The following is a 22152-nucleotide window of genomic DNA, read 5'->3' as shown; positions in this document are numbered from 1 at the left end:
CAAACCGTATACAAAAAATGCCTTGCTAAAAACAAGGCATTTATATTTTGCAGGCAAATTTACAGTTCTCTGAACCTTTGCCTCTCTGAACCTATGTAACTCTAATATTATTCTTTCGGTTTCGTCAAGTAATACACCGGAATTCCCGTTAACATAATCAAAACTCCCCATCCGCAGGTTGAGAATTTGGTAAGCAACAGCGAAATACAAATTGCAGTTGCAATTACAATGTACAGCATTGGTAAAAATGGGTATCCAAAGGCTCTATAGGGTCTTTCGGCTTCCGGCATTTTTTTTCTCAAGATGAAAATTCCATAAATAGTTAAAATGTAAAAAATCAATACAATGATAATTACAAAATCTAATAAATCGCCATACTTTCCTGTCAGACACAAAGCAGAGGCCCAGAAACACTGTGCCCACAAAGCCCAGCCCGGAACACTTGATTCGTTCAAAACGGCTGCTTTTTTAAAGAAAAGGCCGTCCTTTGCCATGGTATAATATACTCTTGCACCAGCCATAATTAGTCCGTTGTTGCAGGCAAAAGTCGAAATCATAATCATGATCGCAATAATCAGCGTACCAATATTACCAAAAATATAATGCGAAGCCACTACCGCTACACGGTCTGATTTGGCTGTAGCAATCTCGTCTAACGGAACTACCGCCAAATACATTAAATTGGTCAAAACATAGATAATCGTTACAATAAAAGTTCCTAAGAACAAACTGAAACCTACGTTACGCTTTGGGTTTTTAATTTCACCCGCAATAAAAGTAACCCCATTCCAGGCATCACTAGAAAATAACGAACCCACCATCGCGGCCGAAATTCCACTAATCAAAGCTGTTCCGCTAATAGGCAGCCACGAGCCGCTTTCTGCATTATAGGTACGCGTTGCCCAGGCATTAGCACCCCAATTGGCATCCCAAATCGAAGCTTTTGCACCTAATGTTAATCCAAAAACGATTAATCCAAGTAAGGATAAAATTTTGATAATAGTCAGAACGGTTTGCAGAATTTTTCCATTCTTCACCCCGCGGCTATTAATCAGGGTTAACACCACAATTGTAAAAATCGAAACCAACTGAGCAGCGTTGAGCTTAAAAGCCCCCAGTTCATAAAGTATATTTTCATCGCTCAATGGCTCATACAAATAAGCGGCAAACTTGGAGAAAGCCACTCCAACCGCAGCAATCGTTCCGGTCTGGATTACAGCAAAAAAACTCCAGCCATACAAAAAGGCAATTAGTTTATTGTAAGCTTCCTTTAGGTACACATATTGTCCTCCTGCTTTCGGAAACATTGCGCTAAGCTCGCCGTAACTCACAGCAGCTATTACCGTAATCAGTCCTGAAAGGAGCCAAATTAATGTTAGCCATCCTGCCGAGCCTACTTGTCTGGTGATATCGGCGCTCACGATAAATATTCCTGATCCAATCATAGAACCTACCACAAGCATGGTTCCGTCTAATAATCCCAGTTCTCTTTTAAAATCTTCCTGGTCGTTTTCTTGCATAATTTTAGTTTTTTGGTTGGTTAAAGATATACTTTTTTCTTAAAAATCAAATTCCAAATTCCAAACTCCAAATTCCAACAATCTAAAAATCGTTTTATAGACTAGCGGAACCTCGTTTTTAAATCACATGAAGAATCGTTAAACAAAACAATAATGCATTCTGGGATATTTTTATTTGTGTTATTTTCCCATTTCTAAGTTAAGTTTTGCACCATACAATACCCCCTAATGGATCAAAATTCGAAAAACAAAAATAAAATGCGCTATAACATTAAATTATATAAAAAAACAACGTGAAAAATAAAATTAACAAGAAAAACTAGCTCATTTGTAAAACTATATCGTTTTTTTATTAAATTTATAAAGGCGCAAATCAATCTTAGGAAATTAAGTTTTTATTAACAATTGTTTATTTCAAAACCGTTAAAAAACAAAACTCTCAGTAACCTGCTTTTTCTCAGAAAGACACGTTCGATCATTAAGTACTCTTACCAGATAAAGAAAAAGCAGCATGAACCTCCAAATCTGAAAATTATGTCTAAGAGTCCGTTTTTTAAAAATACACGTTTCCCGAATGTTTTCATTCCCTTGATAATTGTATTTATTTCCTGCGCTTTACTGATCTGCATCAACTTTTTTACAATCAAAATATTATCTGCCAACAGGGCTTATGTTAATGGGGAATCACATTATTCAAAAGGGCAAAAAGACGCGGCACGATATCTCATTATGTACCTTTTTACTAAAGACCCCAACCAATGGAAACTCTTTTCCCAGGAATTAAAAGTACCTCAGGGGGACGGTACCGCCAGAAGAGCTCTTTTAAAAGAAGGAGATAGCGAAACTGCCCGACAAGGATTTCTGACAGGGCGAAATCACGAAGAGGACCTTGACGATATTATCTGGCTCTTTGTAAACTTTAAAGATGTATCCTTTTTGGCAAAAGCAATTCACGAATGGGGTCAGGGTGACGAATTAATATTCAAATTAGCCACGCTGGGTCAACAGGTAGATGCCGAGATAAAACAAAATCGTCTGACTCCCGCCAGTCAGCAAAAATTTCTAAACGAAATTAGCATCATCAGCGACAAACTGACTATTAACGAACGTAACTTCCTGAATACTTTGGGAGAGGGAACACGAAAAATCAAGAGCCTTCTTATTATAACCAATATTGTTTTTATTCTGATTATCGTGATAAGCGTATGTTCGTACTACGCGATTATGGTAAAACGCTTACTGATTTCCAAGAAAGAAATTGAAGAAAAAAACGAAAACCTGCTCCTTGTCAATCACGAGCTGGATCGTTTTGTTTATAGTGCCTCTCATGACCTGAGATCGCCTATAACGTCCTTAAAAGGTCTGATCGAAATTACGCAGCTTGAAGATGATATTGATCAAATCAGAGACTATTTAACACTGATGCATAAAAGTCTCACCAAGCAGGATCAGTTTATAATTGACATTATAGATTACTCTAAAAACAAACGAAAACAGGTTGTAATCGAACCTGTGAGCTTAAAGGAATTAATTGACGAATCTATTTTGCAATTGATGCACATCGAAAATGCCAACAAAATAAATTTTAAAAAGGAATTATTGGTCGATATCATCCAAAGCGATGACTTGCGTTTAAGAATCATTATTTCGAATTTGCTTTCAAATGCCATCAAATATGCCGATGTCAATAAGCCCGAAATGTTTATTTCGATTAAAACTTATACAGATGAAGGCTATGATAAAATAGAAATAACAGATAACGGAATTGGCATTAAAGACGAATTTAAAGACAGTATTTTTGAGATGTATTTTGGTACAAACAAAAACAAAGGTTCGGGATTAGGTCTTTACATTGCAAAAGAAGCTTTAGAAAACATCAAAGGAACTATTTCGGTTTTCTCTGAAAACACGGTCGGGAGTAAATTTATTGTAGCAATTCCACATTCTCATGCAAACTAAACCCGAATTTCTAATCGTCGACGACAATTTGATCGATCAGCTTGTCATTAAACAGTTACTAAAAAAAGTGCTTGATATTGACGAGGTCTTTATCGCCAACAATGGGAAGGAAGGAATTCAGTGGCTTGCTGCTAAAAGAAACAGTCATCCACTCATCATTTTACTGGATATTCAAATGCCAATAATGAATGGTTTCGAATTTTTGGAAGAATTCCGTAAACTAAAAAAAGACGTAAAAAAAGGGATTCGAATTTTTGTACTATCCTCGACCTTAGATCTGGATGAAATTGCAAAAATTAATAAAAACAAGTATGTAAATGCTTTTTTGAACAAACCTTTTCCTATAGAGGAATTTAAAGCCTTACTGTTTAACTATTAAAAACTATTGAAGAACTCTGTTTACCTGAGAAAAGCTTCTTTGGTAATAAGGCTCCTTAGTAGAGGAAATCATTACACCGCCGTGAGTAGAAGAGTGTACAAATTTAATTTCTCCTTCTGTTACCTCAACGACCATCCCAACATGATTGATACGGCGTCTTCCGTTGGTTTTAAAGAAAATCAGATCTCCCTTTTGTGCCGCTTCGCTTTCAACCCTAACTCCAATTCTGGATTGTTCGATCGAACTTCTCGGCAGCTTAATATCAAAACTATTAAAGGTACAGATCATTAGTCCTGAACAATCAAAACCGGCTTTTGTTGTTCCGCCTGACCGGTAACGTGTTCCAATATTCTCTGTTGCATTTACAATCAGTTGATCAATCAAATCAGCATTATTGCCCAATCTTACAAATGTAGAATCTTTTTTTACGGTAGTATCTTCAGCAATCTGAATCGGTGGTGTTGCTGTACCGGTTTCGGCAGGTTTCATTTCCTGTAAAGCTGCTGCTTTTTCGGGTGAAACATTAATTTTAAGCAGGTAACCCACTTTTAGCCTCTTCTTAATCGCAGGATTTTGTTTTTCTAATTCCTTAACGGTTATCCCAAACTCTTTTGCGATGGCATATTTTGTTTCTTTTGGTAAAACCTCTCTGCTTACTTCAACCTTCGCAGGTTCCTGAATATTCTCGATTACCGGAGCAGTCGTCGCTACAGCGGTGTTTGTGTCGGTATTAGTTGGGATGTTAATTTGTTGTCCAATTTTTAAACCTTCACTTTCTAAAAGCGGATTGGCTTTTTTTAAGTCATCAACTGAAACATTGTATTTTTTTGAAATTCCCCAAAGTGTTTCTTTAGCTAAAACTTCATGAGAACCCGGAGTTACAACCGGAGTAGTATTGGCAACCGTTTCGGCAGTTTTTTTAGCAACTGTCTTATTGCGGTTTGGTATTAATAAAATGGAATTTAGTTTTAGAACTTTGGGCGCTTTCGGATTTGCTTCTGCAATATCTTTTGGTTTTACTCCGTATTTTTTAGCAATTACTGTAAGATTCTCTCCTTGTGAGATTTTGTGCTTAATATACTTTTCTTGTGAAAAAACACCAACACTGAAAAAAAACAAAATTACTATTAACCTGGAAACCATTCTTTATTACATTTTTATCTTTTATTACACGCTCTGAATTGAATTACTTTCTGAATTATAAACTCAGAAAAAGGGAATTATTTTACCCGATAAGCGAATTTAACTTTTTAAAGTAAAAAAAGCACCTTTTTTAACAACTTATTTTGTTCAAATTAACAATTCCGGCATAAAAATTGAGTCAACCCTTTGAAATAATGCTCTTTATAAAAGACACTATTTTCAAACCAAAACAACCAATCCTAACCCAAAAACCGTGTGAAAAAACTACTCTTACTTTTCATTCTATCCCCTTTATTATCAATTGCTCAGAATATAAATGGCATTATAGTTTCTCAGGAAACCAAACTTCCAATTGCAAATACCAATGTATTTGCCTTATCAAGCAAAACTGGAACCGTAACGGATGAAGAAGGTAAATTTTCTTTAAAGCTCCTTTCAAAATTTAAAGACAATGAGGTACTAGAATTCTCACATATTGGTTATGCTTCCGCACAATTCTCTCTCAGCTATCTGAAAAAACAAAACTATAAGGTTTTTCTTGAAGATGAAGTCCAAAATCTATCGGGTGTAACGGTTAAAGCCACTCCCAAATTGAATTTAAAACTTCCCTACAGCAAATTAACTTCAATGAAACATAGTATTTTTTCGTTTGGCTCTTTTTTGAAGGACGATAAAATTTACATCATTGGCGGCGACGCTTCTTATGAGGTGGACCGACTGGAACTAATACGATCCAAAAGAGCCGATTTTACCTTAACCACTTATCTGGAAGCCTATCAGCAAAACGCTGTTCTTTCTTATTTTAGAAGAGATTTCTCTATTTACGACATCAAAACAAATACCTGGGAATATCCGAAATTAGAACCAAAATTAAAGAAAAGAGCCCATCATAACATCCATTACTACAACAATTCGATTTATGTTTTAGGCGGAAAATCACTTAAGGTCAATCAAAAAAGCAATTGGGAATACCTTCAAAATGAAAACGAAGTTCTGGACCTAAACAATCAAACGATTAAAACGGATTATACGACCCCGCATCAGGCAGCTGATTTTGCGTCCTTTACTTACAAGGATAATATTATTGTAATGGGAGGTTCTTTAAAATTGTCTGAAAGTGGAAAAAAAGATTTTACCAACAAGGTACATTTGTACAACATTACTTCAGGATACTGGTATGAACTTGATCCTATGCCAACCGCAAAAGAAACATCCGGAATTGTGATAGACGACACTATTTATCTTATTGGTGGAGATGACGGAAAACCGGTATCTAAAATAGAAACCTTTGACTTAAACACTCAGGCATGGCAAACAGAAGGCGATTTATTTTACGGACTGGAAAAACCAACCATAGCCTATCACGACAATACGATTTATATTTATGAAGATCGCACAATGTACACTTACGATTTAAAAACAAAGCAACTTAAGGAATACGAAACGGAGTTAGCCCTAAAGTATTCCACGATGTATTTTGCCGATAATAAATTGTATGTTTTAGGAGGACGCACGGAAAGTAAATTTGAAAAAGCTCCTTCCTCAAGTATTTTTACATTTGATCTTGAAGATTTCAAAAATACGAAACCTGCCCGAACTAAAACCCTAAAGAGAGAAATGAACCTTGCCAAAGCCAATTAAAAACGCTTTTCAGTATTCGAAACTAATTTACTTTATAACAACCAAAAATCAATCTTAATCTGAACAGTGTGAAAAAATTAATTTTACTTTTTATTTTTTGCCCCTTATTAGCCGTCGCCCAAAACATAAAAGGCGTAGTCGTATCTCAAAAAGGCAATCTTCCGCTTGAAAATACCAATATATTGGCGCTATCAAGCAAAACAGGGACGATAACGGATGAGAACGGTAAGTTTTCTTTAAAACTTCTTCCCGAATTTAAAAATGAGGAGACCATAGAGTTCTCTCATTTGGGATACAAAACAATAAGAATATCACTGAGCTATTTAACAAGGCAAAATTTTACCGTTTCACTTGAAGAAAACGTTGAAAATTTATCCGGAGTAACTATTGCCTCTAATTCAAAATTAAAAACTAAGGTTTCATTCAGCAAATTAGCCTCTTTAAAATATCCTATTTTCTCCTTTGGTTCTTTTTTAAAAGAGGATAAAATTTATGTTAGCGGTGGAGATGCTTATTCGGAAGTAGACCAGCTGGCAAAAGTACGGGCCAAAAAAGCCGACCCAAACTTTCAGGATTTTCTGGAGGAAGCTCAAAATACAGGAAAACGCCATTATAAAAAACACCTTTCTGTTTATGACATAAAGAATGACACCTGGGAGGTTCAGGATTTAAAACTGCTGCCCAGAGCTTATCATAACATTCATTTCTACAACAACCTGATTTATGTTTTGGGTGGTAAAAAAATAATGGTTAACAAGATCAGCAGTTGGGAATACTTACAAGATAAGATTGAAGTGGTTGATCTTGATAAACATAGTATTAAAATAGATAAGGCAAATCCGCATCAGGCAGCTGATTTTGCTTCCTTTAGTTATAACGACAATATCATTGTAGCCGGAGGATCGGTAAAAATGGACAAAAAGGGTAAAAAAGATTTTACCGATAAAATGCATTTGTACAATATCACATCAGGATACTGGTACGAGCTTCCCAGTATGCTAACCGCTAAAGAAACGACGGGGATATTGATTGACAACAAAATTTATTTCATTGGCGGATACAATGGAAAACCTTTGTCGCAAATAGAAACTTTTGACTTGACAACAGAAAAATGGGGGTTTCCCGGTGAATTATTCACTCCCTTAGAAAGGCCTGCTATTGCCTATAACAACAATATCATTTACTTTTTTGAGGATCGAAAAATATACACTTACGATTTAAAAACAAAGCAGTTAAAAGAATTTGAAATCGAACTGGAGTCAAAACGTGCTGCGATGTATTACTACAACAATAAATTATATATTATTGGAGGACGCATCGACAATAGCTATTCTCAAATACCCTCAGAAAAAGTATTCAGCATTGATCTCGATGAATTTGAAACCACAAAACCTAATAAAACGAAGATCTTATCGCAAGAAGTGAGTGCTGCTAAACCTATTGAGTAAACACAAAAGCTTGCCTATTTCAATTATAAAAAAAATGCTCTGTTTTCACAGAGCATTTTTAATAGCAATAAATCGTATCGATTAGGCTTTCCCGGCAGCAATTAAGTTTAGTGCCGAACCAGCAACGAACCAGCCAATCTGGCCTTCGTTGTAGGTATGGTTGGCCAGAATAATATCTTTGGTACCATCAGCGTGAACGAACTCTAATGTTAATGGTTTTCCCGGAGCAAACTCGGTTAAATCTGTAAAATTGATTGTATCGTTCTCCTGAATTTTATCGTAATCGGCTTCATTAGCAAAAGTCAATCCCAAAAGACCTTGTTTTTTAAGGTTTGTTTCGTGAATACGGGCAAACGATTTTACCAACACGGCTTTAACGCCTAAGAAACGTGGCTCCATAGCCGCATGCTCACGAGACGAACCTTCTCCATAATTGTGATCTCCCACAACAATAGACGGAACTCCTGCAGCCTTGTATGCACGGGCTACAGCCGGAACAGCGTCATATACGCCGGTTAGTTGATTTTTAACCGAGTTCGTTTTTTGATTGAATGCATTTACGGCACCAATCAGCATATTGTTGGAAATGTTATCTAAATGTCCACGGAAACGCAACCACGGTCCTGCCATAGAAATGTGATCGGTTGTACATTTTCCGAATGCTTTTATCAGCAGTTTAGCCCCCGTGATGTTTTTACCATCCCAGGCATCAAACGGAGCTAATAATTGCAAACGTTCAGACGTTGGACTTACGACTACCTGAACTCCTGAACCGTCTTCAGCAGGCGACTGGAATCCCGGATCTTTAACATCAAATCCTTTTGGAGGCAATTCGTCTCCTGTAGGCTCTTCTAACATTACTTCTTCTCCATCTTCATTGATCAAAGTGTCTGTTAATGGATTAAAACTTAAATCTCCTGCAATGGCCATAGCCGTCACCAATTCGGGCGAACCTACGAAGGCTAAAGTGTTCGGGTTACCATCTGCACGTTTGGAGAAATTACGATTGAAAGAGTGAACGATGGTGTTTCTTTCTTCCTTCTCTGCCCCTTCTCTGTCCCACATACCAATACAAGGTCCGCAGGCATTAGCAAAAACAGTCGCTCCAATTTTATGGAAGGTATCGATAAAACCATCACGTTCGATGGTATAACGCACTACTTCAGAACCTGGCGTAATTGTAAATTGAGATTTCGTTTTTAAGTTTTTTGCACTTACCTGTCTGGCCAAAGAAGCCGCACGAGAGATATCTTCGTAAGAGGAGTTGGTACAAGAACCTATTAAACCTACCTGAATTTGCAAAGGCCAGTTATTTTTGATGGCTTCCTCTTTCATTTTAGAAATTGGGGTCGCTAAATCCGGAGTAAAAGGACCGTTTAAATGGGGTTCTAATTCGGATAAATTGATTTCGATCACCTGATCAAAATATTTTTCCGGGTTAGCATATACTTCCGGGTCTCCTGTTAAATAAGAAGCCACTTTATCGGCAGCATCCGCAACATCAGCTCTGTTTGTAGAACGCAGGTAACGGCTCATAGAGGCATCATAACCAAAAGTTGAAGTTGTAGCTCCGATTTCAGCTCCCATGTTACAAATCGTCCCTTTTCCGGTACAGGACATAGAAGTTGCTCCTTCGCCAAAATATTCAACAATAGCTCCTGTACCGCCTTTTACAGTCAATATACCGGCTACTTTAAGAATAACATCTTTAGGGGCTGTCCAGCCTGATAATTTACCCGTTAGTTTTACTCCAATTAATTTTGGAAATTTCAACTCCCAGGCCATTCCAGACATCACATCTACAGCATCTGCTCCACCAACACCAATAGCAACCATTCCTAAACCTCCTGCATTTACGGTGTGCGAATCGGTACCAATCATCATTCCTCCCGGGAATGCATAATTTTCAAGCACTACCTGGTGAATAATTCCCGCTCCCGGTTTCCAGAAACCAATTCCGTATTTATTAGAAACTGACGATAAGAAATCGAAAACCTCATTACTTTGTGTTTTTGCTCTGGCCAAATCGGTTGCAGCATCTACTTTTGCCTGAATCAGGTGATCGCAATGTACGGTTGTAGGCACTGCCACCTTAGCTTTACCGGCGTGCATAAACTGCAACAATGCCATTTGAGCTGTTGCGTCCTGGCAGGCCACACGATCCGGTGCAAAATCAACATAATCTACTCCTCTTCCAAACGCCTTTGTCGGATTTCCATCCCATAGGTGATTGTATAAAATTTTCTCTGTTAAGGTAAGTGGACGACCAACAATTTCGCGTGCTTTATCAACACGACCTGGCATGTTCTCATACACTTTTTTAATCATTTCAATATCAAAAGCCATAAGTATAATTGTTTTTGTTTGTTTTTTTGAACATCCCAAGTTACAAAAAATAGAGGAGTTGTAAAAGAAAAAGCCCGAGTTTATCACTCGGGCTCTCTATATATAATGATTATAACTAATCGTATATTACATCACTAATTGTTTGTTTGAAGGTGCAAACTTGGTCAAATTAATTCCTTCAACTGCAGTTGTATACTCTTCTAATGTTGGAGTTCTACCCAAAATTGTAGACAATACCACTACTGGTGTAGAAGAAAGTAAAGACTCTCCTTTTTTACCATCTGTATCCTCTACAACTCTTCCTTGGAACAAACGTGTAGAAGTTGCCATTACAGTATCTCCTTTTGCCGCTTTTTCCTGGTTCCCCATACAAAGGTTACATCCTGGGCGCTCTAAGTACAACATGTTTTCGTATTCTGTACGTGCTGCACCTTTTGGAGCACTATCATCAAATTCAAAACCGGAATATCTTTGTAAAACTTCCCAGTCTCCTTCTGCTTTCAACTCGTCTACGATATTGTAAGTAGGCGGCGCAACAACCAAAGGTGCATTAAATTCAACTTTTCCTGTTTGTGCTTCAACGTTTTTCAACATTTGAGCAAGGATTTTCATATCGCCTTTGTGTACCATACAAGATCCGATAAATCCAAGATCCACTTTTTTCACTCCTCCATAGAACGATAAAGGTCTGATGGTATCGTGCGTATATCGTTTAGAAACATCAGCATTGTTTACGTCCGGATCTGCGATCATTGGCTCAGCAATCAGATCCAAATCAACTACTACTTCAGCGTAGTATTTTGCATTGGCATCCGGCGTTAAAGCTGGTTTCTCAGAAGTTCTGATTTCTTCAATTCTCTTATTTGCTTTGTTGATTAACCCCTGAAGAACACGTTTTTCATTGTCCATTCCTTTGTCGATCATGATCTGGATTCTGCCTTTTGCAATTTCCAATGATTCGATTAAAGTATCGTCCTCAGAAATACAGATAGAAGCTTTTGCTTTCATCTCTGCAGTCCAGTCTGTAAAGGTAAACGCCTGGTCAGCAGTAAGTGTTCCAATATGAACCTCAATAATTCTACCCTGGAATACATTCTCTCCACCAAACTGATGCAACATCTGAGCCTGAGTAGCATGAACCACATCACGGAAGTCCATATACCCTTTCATATCTCCTTTGAACGTTACTTTTACAGATTCCGGAATTGGCATTGAAGCCTCACCCGTAGCAAGTGCAAGAGCAACTGTTCCTGAGTCAGCACCAAAAGCAACTCCTTTAGACATTCTGGTATGTGAGTCACCACCAATAATGATCGCCCACTCATCAATCGTAATATCGTTAAGAACTTTGTGAATTACATCGGTCATTGCATGGTAAACGCCTTTCGGGTCACGAGCTGTAATCAAACCGAAATCGTTCATAAATTTCATCAATTTCGGAATGTTTGCCTGCGCTTTTTTATCCCAAACCGAAGCAGTGTGACAACCAGACTGGTAAGCACCATCAACGATTGGCGAAATTATAGTTGCTGCCATAGATTCTAACTCCTGAGCCGTCATAAGACCCGTTGTATCTTGTGAACCTACGATATTAACTTCAACACGAACATCTGAACCAGCGTGCAGTACTTTTCCTGGTGTTGTACCTACTGCATTTCTGTTGAAGATTTTCTCTACAGCAGTAAGACCTTGTCCTTCAATAGATATTTCTTTTGACGGAGCAAATACAACCGGAGCTGTAACCCCTAAAGTTTTCGCTGCAAATGTTTGAAGTTTTTTACCAAATACGATAGCATAAGAACCACCTGCTTTGATAAATTCCATTTTTTGAGGAGTAAATGCTTTCGAAATGTCGATCAATTCCTGATCTCCATTGTACAGCTTTTTCTCTTTAATATTGATGGTTAAAACTGTTCCTGTAGCAACAGAATAAGTTTGCTCCAAAATTGGTTCGTCATTTTCGTTACGAACAATATTTCCTTCAGCATCAACCTTTTTTACCCAGTTTTTAAGGTCAAGACCAATACCACCAGTAACGTCAACAGTCGTTAAGAAAATTGGAGAAATACCATTTGTACCTCCAACAATTGGAGCGATATTTACGAATGGAATGTATGGGCTTGCTTGTTTTCCTGTCCAAAGTGCCACGTTATTTACACCTGACATTCTTGAAGATCCCACTCCCATTGTTCCTTTTTCAGCAATTAACATTACGCTTTTATCAGGATGTTGTGCCTGTAAAGCTCTAATTTCCTGCTGTGCTTGTGGCGTAATCATACATTGCCCGTGAAGTTCACGATCTGAACGTGAGTGCGCCTGATTTCCCGGAGAAAGTAAATCGGTTGAAATATCTCCTTCACCGGCGATAAAAGTAACGACTTTAATTTCGTCTGCTACTTCCGGAAGTTTTGTAAAGAATTCTGCCTGTGCATAGCTCTCCAAAATTTCTTTCGCAACTTCATTATTATTTTTAAACGCTTCTACCAAACGAGCTGTATCTGCTTCGTAAAGGAAAACCTGTGTTTTAAGAACTTTTGCAGCCTCTTTTGCAATAGCAACATCACTACCTAAAGCCAAATCAAGCAGTACCTTAATAGAAGGACCACCTTTCATGTGAGATAATAATTCAAAAGCAAAAGCAGGAGTAATTTCGTTTACTACAGCTTCACCAAGAATAATTTCTTTTAAAAACTCAGCCTTTTCACCTGCAGCACTAGTAGTACCAGGCAAAGTATTGTAAATAAAAAATTTAAGAGAATCTTCTCTATATGGATTGTTTACATCCTTAATCTGCGAAATGATTTCACTTACTAATTCTGCACCATCGATTGGTTTTGGATGAAGACCCTGGCCTTTTCTTTCCTCGATCTCTTTAATGTAATCTTGATAAGTATTCATAATATTATAGAAGTCTTTTTATTTTTTGTTTGCAAATTTAGCTATTAAAGCCGAGAATTAAAAAAAATATAACAGAAGTCGCCTTTTCAAAAATTATTATTGCTAAAAAACAATTTTCGTTGCTTATTTTTGCCAAAATTCCAATTTTTTATTAAAAAACTGAATTATTACTATTTTAAAATCCTTTCTTTAGCAAAGTCGAAATTCGTTGTTATAAACGAAGTGAGATTTTACTTCCGCTTTAACGAAGAACCTTTCTAAATAAGCAATTACAACGTTATAGTAGCACTTTTTTCCCTCCCCTTTTTTTCATTTTAAAACATCATTTGTCCGCGTTACCCTTTTTCGTGATTCAAAAAAAAAAAGTAAAATAAAAAACCTGTAAATCAAATTCTTTAATAACTTTGCAATTCAAAGTACTTTTAAACAAATACAACTATGAAAAACAAACTAGCCGCTTTCGAACTTTACACTCAAAAAACCGGAGTGACCATTGGTTTAATCGCAACCTTTTTCAGCAGCCTTTTCCTGATTGCTGCTCTTATCTCTAAAGAATTTCGATTTCATGATTTTGAAACAATTGCTATACCTAGCCTTATAGCTGAATTTGTATATGGAATTGTTCTTTCGTTTATGATCTTAAAAAACAAAGAGACTTATATTCACCTGACTCCTTTTTTAATCCTGAACTGGTTTATCGGATGTTTCTCTTTAAATATCCTTGTTCCTATTTTCCATGATCTTCAAATATGGGTTTATTTGGCTACGCTGTTTTTTTGTCTGTCTAATTTTTTCATCTACAACAAGGCAGACGAAAATCAAAGCAGATCTGTTTCCTTTTTCATAAATGGTTTATCTTTTGGGATCATCTTGTATTTTGCAATCTACCTGATTCCGATCATGCCATTTTCTTTCATGGCCATTATAGTTTTAGGGTTAGGATTTTACGGATTAGTCCCTGCATTGGTTCTTGTCATCCATCTGATAACAATGGCTCGCTATCTTAATCGAAATAAAAATTACACCCTTGCTTTTGGCGCCGGTTTCTTAGCTGTACTCCTGAGCTTAACTTTTTTTACCATTGGATTGCGTATCGAAAGCAATAAAATAGTACAATCGGCTGCAATCAGTTCCTTTGATCAGAATGAGAACTTACCCCGTTATATTTCGATCTCTCAGAATTTAAAACCTAACTTTTTCAATGAGATATTATTAAAAAAAGACATCGTTTACATTCCGCTTCATGACCTCTTTTCTTTTAACCGTTTTGGTTCCTTCAGCACTAAACAGTTCAATGAGGAAAAAATACACAATCCGTTTATATCTGTTGCGTATCTGTTCTGCAAAGACCTGAATATTCACAATGATGACAAAATCAATATTCTGAAATCAAACTTTGACAAACGATTAGAAACTGAAGAACAACTGTGGAGCGGCAAAAGTTTATTTACCAAAACCATTAAGGAAGATGTAAAACTGTACCCTGACGCGCATCTGGCTTATACTGAAGTTACCATGAAGATTGCCTGTCCTGAAGATACCTGGAGGGATCAGGAAGCTATTTATTCTTTCCAATTGCCGGAAGGTTCTGTTGCAACCTCATTGTCACTATGGGTAAACGGAGTTGAAAGAAAAGGGGTTTTGACTACGAAAGAGAAAGCGAAGGCGGCCTATAATCAAATTGTAGGTGTAGAAAGCCGTGATCCGTCTTTAATGCAATGGAAAGAAGGAAATGAAGTCGTGGTTAGAGTTTTTCCTATCAATGCCAGGACTCCACGAACTTTTAAATGTGGTTTTACAACTCCTTTAAAAGTGGAAGACAACCAAATGAAATACCAGAGTCTTTCTATTAAAGGTCCAAACATTTCGAATGCCGAAACGATATCACGAATTCAAAGCGTTGGAAGTACAAAAATTGAAACCAGCAAAGATTTTGAACGAAACAAAGGCCATTACATCAATCAATCAAAAGGACTAGACCATTGGGAAGCTTATATGCCGCTCACCAAAGCCTCAAACTCATTCGCATGGAAAAACAAAGTTTACGAAGTAAAGAACATTCAAAAAACGACAGTTCCCTTTACTCCTTCAGAAATTATACTGGACTTAAACAGCAGCTGGACAACCAAACAAATAGAATCGTATGTGAATTTAAACAAAACCAACTTATTTGTTTTTATAAATGACGAAAAGAAAGAAATCAACAAAGACAATTTTAGAGCCCTTGCATTAGAGTTTGAAGATCTTCATTATTCGTTGTTACCTCTTTATAAAATGGCTAAAAACAGTTTAATCGTTACCAAATGCGGGACGTTCTCTGCCAATTTTGAGGAGCTTGAAGATTGCAACTATTTAAAAAGAATCAAAACCGAAACAAAACCGAAAAATTTAAAAGTGATTAATATTTCATCCGATATTAATCCGTTTTGGCAAACGGTAAAAGAACAAAAATATGTCGATTACTTCCAGACCAGTTTAAGAAACAGCTTAGAACTGATTGATAAAAAACAATTTGTACTGTTTAAAACAGCACCGAATGCGGTTAATATCGAAGCTGCCAATATTGTGATTACAGAAAACCCTCAAACCAATATCCCTAAAAAAAGTGGGCCGGATCACATTTACAGAATGTACGCTTTTGGAAAAGTACTTGAAGAACAGGTAAAAATTCAAAACGATACTTTAGTGCAGAATCAATATGTGGATTTAGCCAAAGATGCCAATATTGTTACACCGATAACTTCCTTAATTGTTCTTGAAACCGATGAAGATTACAAAAATAACGGCATTGAGAAAAACGTTGATACCCTTGGAAATGCTTCTGTCAATAATGACGGCGCTGTTCCTGAACCTCATGAATGGCTAATGATTATTCTGGGATCGACAATCCTTTTCTTTTATTACAGAAAACACAAAAAGCAAACGATTTAATGAAATCATTTTTATTTCAATACCAAAATGCCATTGCGATCCTGACGCTGCTGCTATTATTGGGTATCAACTTTGATATCGTCCGCTCCGGTTTGGATCGCAATCTTTTTGGAATTTCATTTTCAATAGTCTTATTCATTATCGGGGGTAGAAAAACGTCATTTAATATGAACTACCCCCTTTTGGGATTGATTCTTTTACTAGAATTCATAAGCTATCGGCTGCACACCAAATCGCTGCATTTTTTAGCTTTGGCGCTATCCGCCTGTTTTCTATTTTACAGTCTTACGAGGAAATTTTCGTTTATCGCTTTTATCTGCATTCTGTTATTCTCCTCACTGTTTACTACCTTTTTTGATTATTTGACCGTCGAAATTAAACAGACGCTTTGTTACGGGGTATATTTAACGTTAAAAAATTTCATTCCTATTACCAAAATCGAAGGTGTTAATTTCTATATCGATAATGCAAAAATCACCATCGACACCGCCTGCATGGGGCTCTCGATGTTTAAAACTGGTTTACTTGTTGGTGCTTTTTTATTGACTTTGGAAGAACGCAAGCAGCATAAATATTACAACGTCAAACAAATTTTCCTCTTCTGTTTTGTGATGATTCTACTCAATCTCATTTCAAATTATTTCAGAATCATCGTTTTAATTTTAGTGGATTGTACCGAAGAAAACACCTTACATCATAGCATTGGCTTACTCTGTTTTGTCTTTTATCAAATTATACCGCTGTTGTTTTTAATACGCTTTTTTAAACCAAATCAGGAAGAAATTGCTGGCCGCCCGACTTCTGGCAAATTTGCCTTGTTTCCAATTGCCATCGCTTTTTTAATACTATTGGTAACTAGTTTTGAAATCAAAAAAGAACTAAAACATAACTTGCTTGAAAATCTGAATACAACGTATACTAGCACGAAAGGAATATGGGTTACCAATGAAGTTTTTAAAATTGCAACTCCCGAAAAGCTTATTTACATTAAAACACCCTCTCACAATCCTTTGATTTGCTGGACCGGAAATGGTTATAAAGTAATCGAATCTAAAGTGATTCAAAAAAACAATGAAGAAATCTGTTTTGTCCGAATGGAGAAAAACCAGGCACAGTATTACTCGTATTGGTGGTACGAATGCGGTGGTAAAAAATACACCTCTCTTGTCGAGGTGCTTTTCATAAAGCTTTTGTACAATAAACCTGTTCGCTTAATAAACGAAACCAGCCGTACAAAATTGCTATAAAAAAAGCCTGATACAAATTGTATCAGGCTCTATATCGTTTACAACAGTTTCTGAATAATTTTTTCTTCTGTTATTCCTTCGGCATCTGCTTTATAATTTTTAATAATTCTGTGTCTTAAAATTCCGGTTGCCACTGCTTTGACGTCTTCAATATCCGGGGAAAATTTCCCATTGAAAGCAGCATGGGCTTTTGCAGCCAAAATCAAGTTTTGAGAAGCTCTTGGTCCTGCCCCCCAGTCTAAATAATTTTTAACGAAATCATTTGACAAAGCATTGTCCGGACGTGTTTTGCTTACTAAAGTTACTGCATATTCAATAACATTATCGGCTACAGGGATTCTGCGAATCAAATGCTGAAAATCGATAATTTCCTGCGCGCTAAACAATGGATTAATGGTTGTTTTAGCATCAGAGGTGGTACGTTTCACTACCTGAACTTCTTCTTCAAAAGTTGGGTATTCCAACTTAATCGCAAACATAAAACGGTCTAACTGTGCTTCCGGCAACGGATAGGTCCCTTCCTGTTCAATTGGGTTTTGAGTTGCCAATACGAAATAAGGCAAATCTAATTTATAGTTTTGACCCGCGATGGTAACAGAACGTTCCTGCATGGCTTCCAATAAAGCGGCCTGCGTTTTAGGCGGAGTTCTGTTGATCTCATCAGCCAAAATGATGTTGGAGAAAATAGGCCCTTTGATGAATTTAAATTGTCTGTTTTCATCCAGAATTTCACTTCCCAAAATATCCGAAGGCATTAAATCCGGCGTAAACTGAATTCTCTTAAAATCTAAACCCAAAGCCTGAGACAAAGTATTAATCATTAATGTTTTTGCCAGACCCGGAACACCAATCAAAAGAGCATGACCACCTGAAAATATACACAGTAAAATTTGGTCTACAACGGCATCCTGGCCTACAATAATTTTTGCTATTTCGTTTTTTAATTCGTTTCGTTTCTGAACTAAATTATGAATTGCTGTTACGTCAGACATTTAGATATGTTTTTAAATTTAAAAAGAGTTAGTATTATGAATTCATAAAACTAACTCTTTTTCTTTATTTAATAAAAATTATTTTTTAAGCCAATTGTACACAAAGTTACAATCTCTGTACTCTCCAATAATTTTGATATAAGTATCTTTTATTTTGTTATCAAACCATTTTGAAATGGTCGTGATCTGCTTTTCTTTCAATGCCAATTCTTTAATTTTGGTATAATCCTTAGCATAATCTGCAACGTGCTGCTCAATTCTATTGGTAACGGTAATTAATTTGTATGTTTTTTTACCTTTATCGTCTGTATTTAAAAGCGGTTGTGAAATTTCATCGTCTTTTAAGTTAGAAACCTGGCTGTATAAAGTCGGGTCCATTTTAGTCAATTCAAAACGGGTGTCCTGAGTATTTGGATTTACCAGCGTTCCTCCGTTTGCTCTTGTTTCTTTCTCGTCTGATTCTGTTCTTGCAGCATCTGCAAAAGTAATCTCCTTATTAACAATCTTGTTTCTGATGTTTGCAATTCTTTCTTTCGCCTCTTTCAACGCTGCTTCTGAAACTGTTGGAGCAATTAAAATATGGCGCAGTTCCACTTCCTGACCTTTAATTTTTTCAACCATTATGATATGGTATCCAAAAGTAGTTTTAAAAGGTTCTGAAATCTCTCCTGCTGCTAAACTAAAAGCAACATCTTTAAATTCTTTTACGAAAGGTGTTTTTCGGGTCATTTTATAAAAACCTCCCGTTGGTGATGATCCCGGATCTTGTGAATACAGTACTGCTTTTGTTGCAAAACTCGATCCTTCAAGCACATCTTTTCGAATAGCATTAAGTCTGTCTTTTACCTTTTGCTCATCTTCTGCCGAAACTTTAGGCTCTACCACGATTTGTGCTACTTCCATCTCTGCTCCAAAAGTTGGCAATTCATCTTTTGGTATCTTTTTAAAGAAATTACGAACTTCTTCCGGTGTAATTTCAACGGCATCCACAATTTTCTTAGTCATTTCTGACGCTAATTTTTGCTCTTTTAAGATATCTGCAAAATAGGTTTTAAATTCTTCTACTGAGTTCTTTTTGTAATACGCTACAACTTTATTGATGTCACCCACCTGTTGTACCATATAATTCAATCGCTCGTCCATCATGCTTCTTACTTCGGCATCACTTACTACGATACTATCCTGAATCGCCTGATGCGCATACAGTTTATCTTCTAAAAGTTTCCCCAGCATTTGACATCTTGTAATGTCTTTTGTAGATCCTCCCTGTGCTGAAATTTCTAAAAATCCTTTATCAATATCTGAATCTAAAACAATATAATCTCCAACTGTAGCAATAATACCGTCAATTTTCAGCTTTTGCCCGGATGGTACGGTAAGAGCCGGTTTGCTAACTACTGTATCCTTAATAACTTCCTGAGCCGAAATAATTGAGTTGAAAAAAAATAAAAAACACATTGTCAACACGAATTTGAAATCAATTGTTTTTAGCGATAATTTTTTTAATAACATTATTTAAAATTTAATTTGAATGTAAAGGTCTTGCTTTAGAATTTCGTCTTAAACCGAACTTACTTTGAAATACTTCAGGGATATACTTCCGGAAACATTAAACAATTAAGATCTAGTTCATTTTGACTTATAACGAACAAAAATAACAATTCAATTACATAATACAACTATCAGCAATACTATTAACAAAAAATTATAGGGCTGATCTTCAATTTCAACTGAAACAGACTTCATAGCGCTGTTAAATAGCGGCGACAAACGGCTACAACTTACGATTAAACCCTGAAACAATGCGCTTTAGAAATCGTCCTTATTAAATTCTAAAGCATTAAATACGGCTGCAATAAAAAAAGTTATCCATACTACAACGTTTTCGTGGGATAACTATTTTCCTGCAAATTCAAATGAAATCAAAAAACACATACTTTAGATACGTAATTACTAATTTAAAAGGGTATAAATTACGAATAACGCTTCTTTTTGTCTCGACAGATTACAATTACAAACTTTATTAACCTATCTCAACCAATTATGAAAAAACCAATTCTACAACTTTACCTGCTTGCAGCGATGACTGCATTTTTAGGTTCCTGTTCGCAAAATGAAACCATTGAAACAGAATCAAAAGCTCAGAGTGAGCAATTTGAAATTATTAACGTTACCCATCATGACGGAAGACCTTTTAGTACAGGCACTTCCAATTCGTCCTTAACCGGAAAGTATGTAGACAATCCGGGTGGCGGAGTGATGATGCAGGCCTTTTACTGGGATGTTCCGTCTGGTGGAACCTGGTGGAATACGGTAAGTGGCAAAGTTACGGCCTGGTCTAATGCAGGAATCGGGTCTATATGGCTGCCTCCAGCTTCTAAGGCACAAAACGGCGCTTTCTCGATGGGATACGACCCTACCGATTATTTCGATTTTGGCGATTACAACCAAAATGGTTCTGTAGAAACCCGATTTGGTTCTAAAACCGAATTGGTGAACTTAATTACCGCTGCACACACAGAAAACATGAAGGTATACGCCGATATTGTGATCAATCATAATAGTGGCGGACAATCCGAAGCCAATCCTTTTACGGGAACGAATACGTGGACTAATTTTAGCGGCGTGGCTTCCGGAAAGTTTACCCGTAATTATAACGACTTCTACAAAAACAGTTATGGCAATAATGACGAGGGTGCTTTTGGAGGCTTCCCTGATTTATGCCATGCCAACCCGCATGTACAGGACTGGCTCTGGCTGAGAGCTGACGGTGTGGGTAAATATTACAAAAACACGATGAAGTTTGACGGCTGGAGATTCGATTATGTAAAAGGTTTCGGTGCCTGGGTCGTAAATTCGTGGAATGCGAATGTTGGCGGATTCTCGGTTGGAGAATTATGGGATTCGAATGTAAACGTGTTAAATGACTGGGCAAACAGCGCAAACAGTTCTGTTTTTGACTTTGCCTGTTATTACAAAATGAATGATGCTTTTGACGGAAACAATCTGGCATTACTGAATGATGATATGATGTGGAAAAGAAACCCTTACAAAGCCGTGACCTTTGTAACCAATCATGATACCGATGAAATCTGGAGCAAATTATTAGCGTATTCCTACATCCTGACACATGAAGGGTATCCGACTATTTTTTACCGCGATTATGAGGAATGGTTAGACAAAAGCAAACTAAACAATCTGATCTGGATTCACAACAATAAAGCAACCGGAACAACTTCTATCCTCTATTCTGACAATGATGAATATGTAGCGAGAAGAAACGGTTACAACGGAAATCCCGGATTGGTTGTTTACATCAACAACTCTGACACCTGGCAGGAAAGATGGATTCAAACCAACTGGGCCAGTACCCAAATTAAAGATTTCACCGGAAACTCGAGCTGGTATCCTACTACCCAGGCCGACAAATGGGTAAAAATACAATGTCCTCCAAAAGGATATTCTGTTTGGTCGATTAATCAATAGCTTAAACTAAAAATAACTATTAGGGCTGTCTTAAAACAAGACAGCTTTTTTTTTACTGCATCCCGGAAGGGCATAATTTTGATAAAAAAAACACACTGCACTTTTAAAAGAACCCTCTAGAGATAAGACATATCGCTCCTCCGGAGCTTTTTTCTATCCTCG

At 36.8% G+C, this 22152-nt stretch carries 13 protein-coding genes; 7 read left to right on the top strand and 6 right to left on the bottom strand.

Translation table 11 applies throughout. The features are described 5' to 3' along the window. Window positions 1–107: 107 nt before the first annotated feature. Window positions 108–1520 (bottom strand): APC family permease, encoded by a 1413-nt coding sequence (locus ACN1CN_RS11685; RefSeq protein WP_264523027.1) that lies wholly within the window; start codon window positions 1518–1520, stop codon window positions 108–110. A 534-nt stretch (window positions 1521–2054) separates the two neighbouring features. Between ACN1CN_RS11685 and ACN1CN_RS11680 the strand changes: the two genes are divergently transcribed. Further along, window positions 2055–3479, top strand: a complete 1425-nt coding sequence (locus tag ACN1CN_RS11680; RefSeq protein ID WP_419135795.1) for a sensor histidine kinase — start codon at window positions 2055–2057, stop codon at window positions 3477–3479. Next, entirely contained in the window at window positions 3469–3858 is a 390-nt protein-coding gene (locus ACN1CN_RS11675; RefSeq protein WP_419135794.1) for a response regulator, read from the top strand. The genes ACN1CN_RS11680 and ACN1CN_RS11675 overlap by 11 nt, the downstream gene beginning before the upstream one ends. Before the next feature lie 3 nt (window positions 3859–3861). Here the strand turns inward: ACN1CN_RS11675 and ACN1CN_RS11670 are convergent, their stop codons facing one another. Further along, on the bottom strand, window positions 3862–5001 hold the full coding sequence (locus tag ACN1CN_RS11670) for an NlpC/P60 family protein (RefSeq protein ID WP_419135793.1): 1140 nt from the start codon (window positions 4999–5001) through the stop codon (window positions 3862–3864). Window positions 5002–5256: 255 nt separating this feature from the next. Here ACN1CN_RS11670 and ACN1CN_RS11665 point away from each other — a divergent pair, with 255 nt between their 5' ends. Together ACN1CN_RS11665 and ACN1CN_RS11660 are read left to right on the top strand one after the other, a co-directional pair. After that, window positions 5257–6642: a carboxypeptidase-like regulatory domain-containing protein gene (locus tag ACN1CN_RS11665; RefSeq protein WP_419135792.1), complete on the top strand. Its 1386-nt coding sequence runs from the start codon at window positions 5257–5259 to the stop codon at window positions 6640–6642. A 68-nt stretch (window positions 6643–6710) separates the two neighbouring features. Continuing rightward, complete coding sequence (locus tag ACN1CN_RS11660; RefSeq protein WP_419135791.1) at window positions 6711–8090, top strand: carboxypeptidase-like regulatory domain-containing protein; 1380 nt, start codon at window positions 6711–6713, stop codon at window positions 8088–8090. A gap of 81 nt (window positions 8091–8171) precedes the next feature. Here the strand turns inward: ACN1CN_RS11660 and ACN1CN_RS11655 are convergent, their stop codons facing one another. Continuing rightward, on the bottom strand, window positions 8172–10436 hold the full coding sequence (locus tag ACN1CN_RS11655) for an aconitate hydratase (protein ID WP_419135789.1): 2265 nt from the start codon (window positions 10434–10436) through the stop codon (window positions 8172–8174). A gap of 126 nt (window positions 10437–10562) precedes the next feature. After that, entirely contained in the window at window positions 10563–13334 is a 2772-nt protein-coding gene (locus ACN1CN_RS11650) for a bifunctional aconitate hydratase 2/2-methylisocitrate dehydratase (protein ID WP_419135788.1), read from the bottom strand. A 438-nt stretch (window positions 13335–13772) separates the two neighbouring features. Between ACN1CN_RS11650 and ACN1CN_RS11645 the strand changes: the two genes are divergently transcribed. After that, window positions 13773–16265 carry an XrtN system VIT domain-containing protein gene (locus ACN1CN_RS11645; RefSeq protein ID WP_419135786.1) on the top strand — a complete coding sequence of 831 codons (2493 nt, stop codon included), beginning with the start codon at window positions 13773–13775 and terminating at the stop codon, window positions 16263–16265. Further along, a complete protein-coding gene (xrtN, locus tag ACN1CN_RS11640; protein WP_419135785.1) occupies window positions 16265–17512 on the top strand; it encodes an exosortase N in 1248 nt (415 codons plus the stop codon). Before ACN1CN_RS11645 ends, xrtN begins: the two co-directional genes overlap by 1 nt. 38 nt (window positions 17513–17550) lie before the next feature. On the opposite strand, the gene ACN1CN_RS11635 is transcribed toward xrtN, so the two are convergent. After that, window positions 17551–18504 (bottom strand): AAA family ATPase, encoded by a 954-nt coding sequence (locus ACN1CN_RS11635; RefSeq protein WP_264523014.1) that lies wholly within the window; start codon window positions 18502–18504, stop codon window positions 17551–17553. Between the two features lie 78 nt (window positions 18505–18582). Beyond that, entirely contained in the window at window positions 18583–20016 is a 1434-nt protein-coding gene (locus tag ACN1CN_RS11630) for a peptidylprolyl isomerase (RefSeq protein ID WP_264523013.1), read from the bottom strand. A 531-nt stretch (window positions 20017–20547) separates the two neighbouring features. Between ACN1CN_RS11630 and ACN1CN_RS11625 the strand changes: the two genes are divergently transcribed. Beyond that, window positions 20548–21990 carry an alpha-amylase gene (locus ACN1CN_RS11625; protein WP_419135784.1) on the top strand — a complete coding sequence of 481 codons (1443 nt, stop codon included), beginning with the start codon at window positions 20548–20550 and terminating at the stop codon, window positions 21988–21990. The last annotated feature ends 162 nt before the right edge of the window (window positions 21991–22152 follow it).

It is taken from the genome of Flavobacterium sp. T12S277, from assembly GCF_048514875.1.
In the GTDB taxonomy this organism is placed as follows: domain Bacteria; phylum Bacteroidota; class Bacteroidia; order Flavobacteriales; family Flavobacteriaceae; genus Flavobacterium.
The sequence above is the reverse complement of the archived record's forward strand: the minus strand, read 5'-3'. Positions and strand labels throughout refer to the sequence as shown.

What these genes read in the sequence shown, in the direction of transcription:
- ACN1CN_RS11625 (WP_419135784.1), top strand. Translation starts at nt 20,548, where the DNA reads ATGAAAAAACCAATTCTACAACTTTACCTGCTTGCAGCGATGACTGCA.
- ACN1CN_RS11645 (WP_419135786.1), top strand. Translation starts at nt 13,773, where the DNA reads ATGAAAAACAAACTAGCCGCTTTCGAACTTTACACTCAAAAAACCGGA.
- ACN1CN_RS11675 (WP_419135794.1), top strand. Translation starts at nt 3,469, where the DNA reads ATGCAAACTAAACCCGAATTTCTAATCGTCGACGACAATTTGATCGAT.
- ACN1CN_RS11680 (WP_419135795.1), top strand. Translation starts at nt 2,055, where the DNA reads ATGTCTAAGAGTCCGTTTTTTAAAAATACACGTTTCCCGAATGTTTTC.
- ACN1CN_RS11685 (WP_264523027.1), bottom strand. Translation starts at nt 1,520, where the DNA reads ATGCAAGAAAACGACCAGGAAGATTTTAAAAGAGAACTGGGATTATTA.
- ACN1CN_RS11655 (WP_419135789.1), bottom strand. Translation starts at nt 10,436, where the DNA reads ATGGCTTTTGATATTGAAATGATTAAAAAAGTGTATGAGAACATGCCA.
- ACN1CN_RS11670 (WP_419135793.1), bottom strand. Translation starts at nt 5,001, where the DNA reads ATGGTTTCCAGGTTAATAGTAATTTTGTTTTTTTTCAGTGTTGGTGTT.
- ACN1CN_RS11630 (WP_264523013.1), bottom strand. Translation starts at nt 20,016, where the DNA reads ATGTTATTAAAAAAATTATCGCTAAAAACAATTGATTTCAAATTCGTG.
- xrtN (WP_419135785.1), top strand. Translation starts at nt 16,265, where the DNA reads ATGAAATCATTTTTATTTCAATACCAAAATGCCATTGCGATCCTGACG.
- ACN1CN_RS11635 (WP_264523014.1), bottom strand. Translation starts at nt 18,504, where the DNA reads ATGTCTGACGTAACAGCAATTCATAATTTAGTTCAGAAACGAAACGAA.
- ACN1CN_RS11650 (WP_419135788.1), bottom strand. Translation starts at nt 13,334, where the DNA reads ATGAATACTTATCAAGATTACATTAAAGAGATCGAGGAAAGAAAAGGC.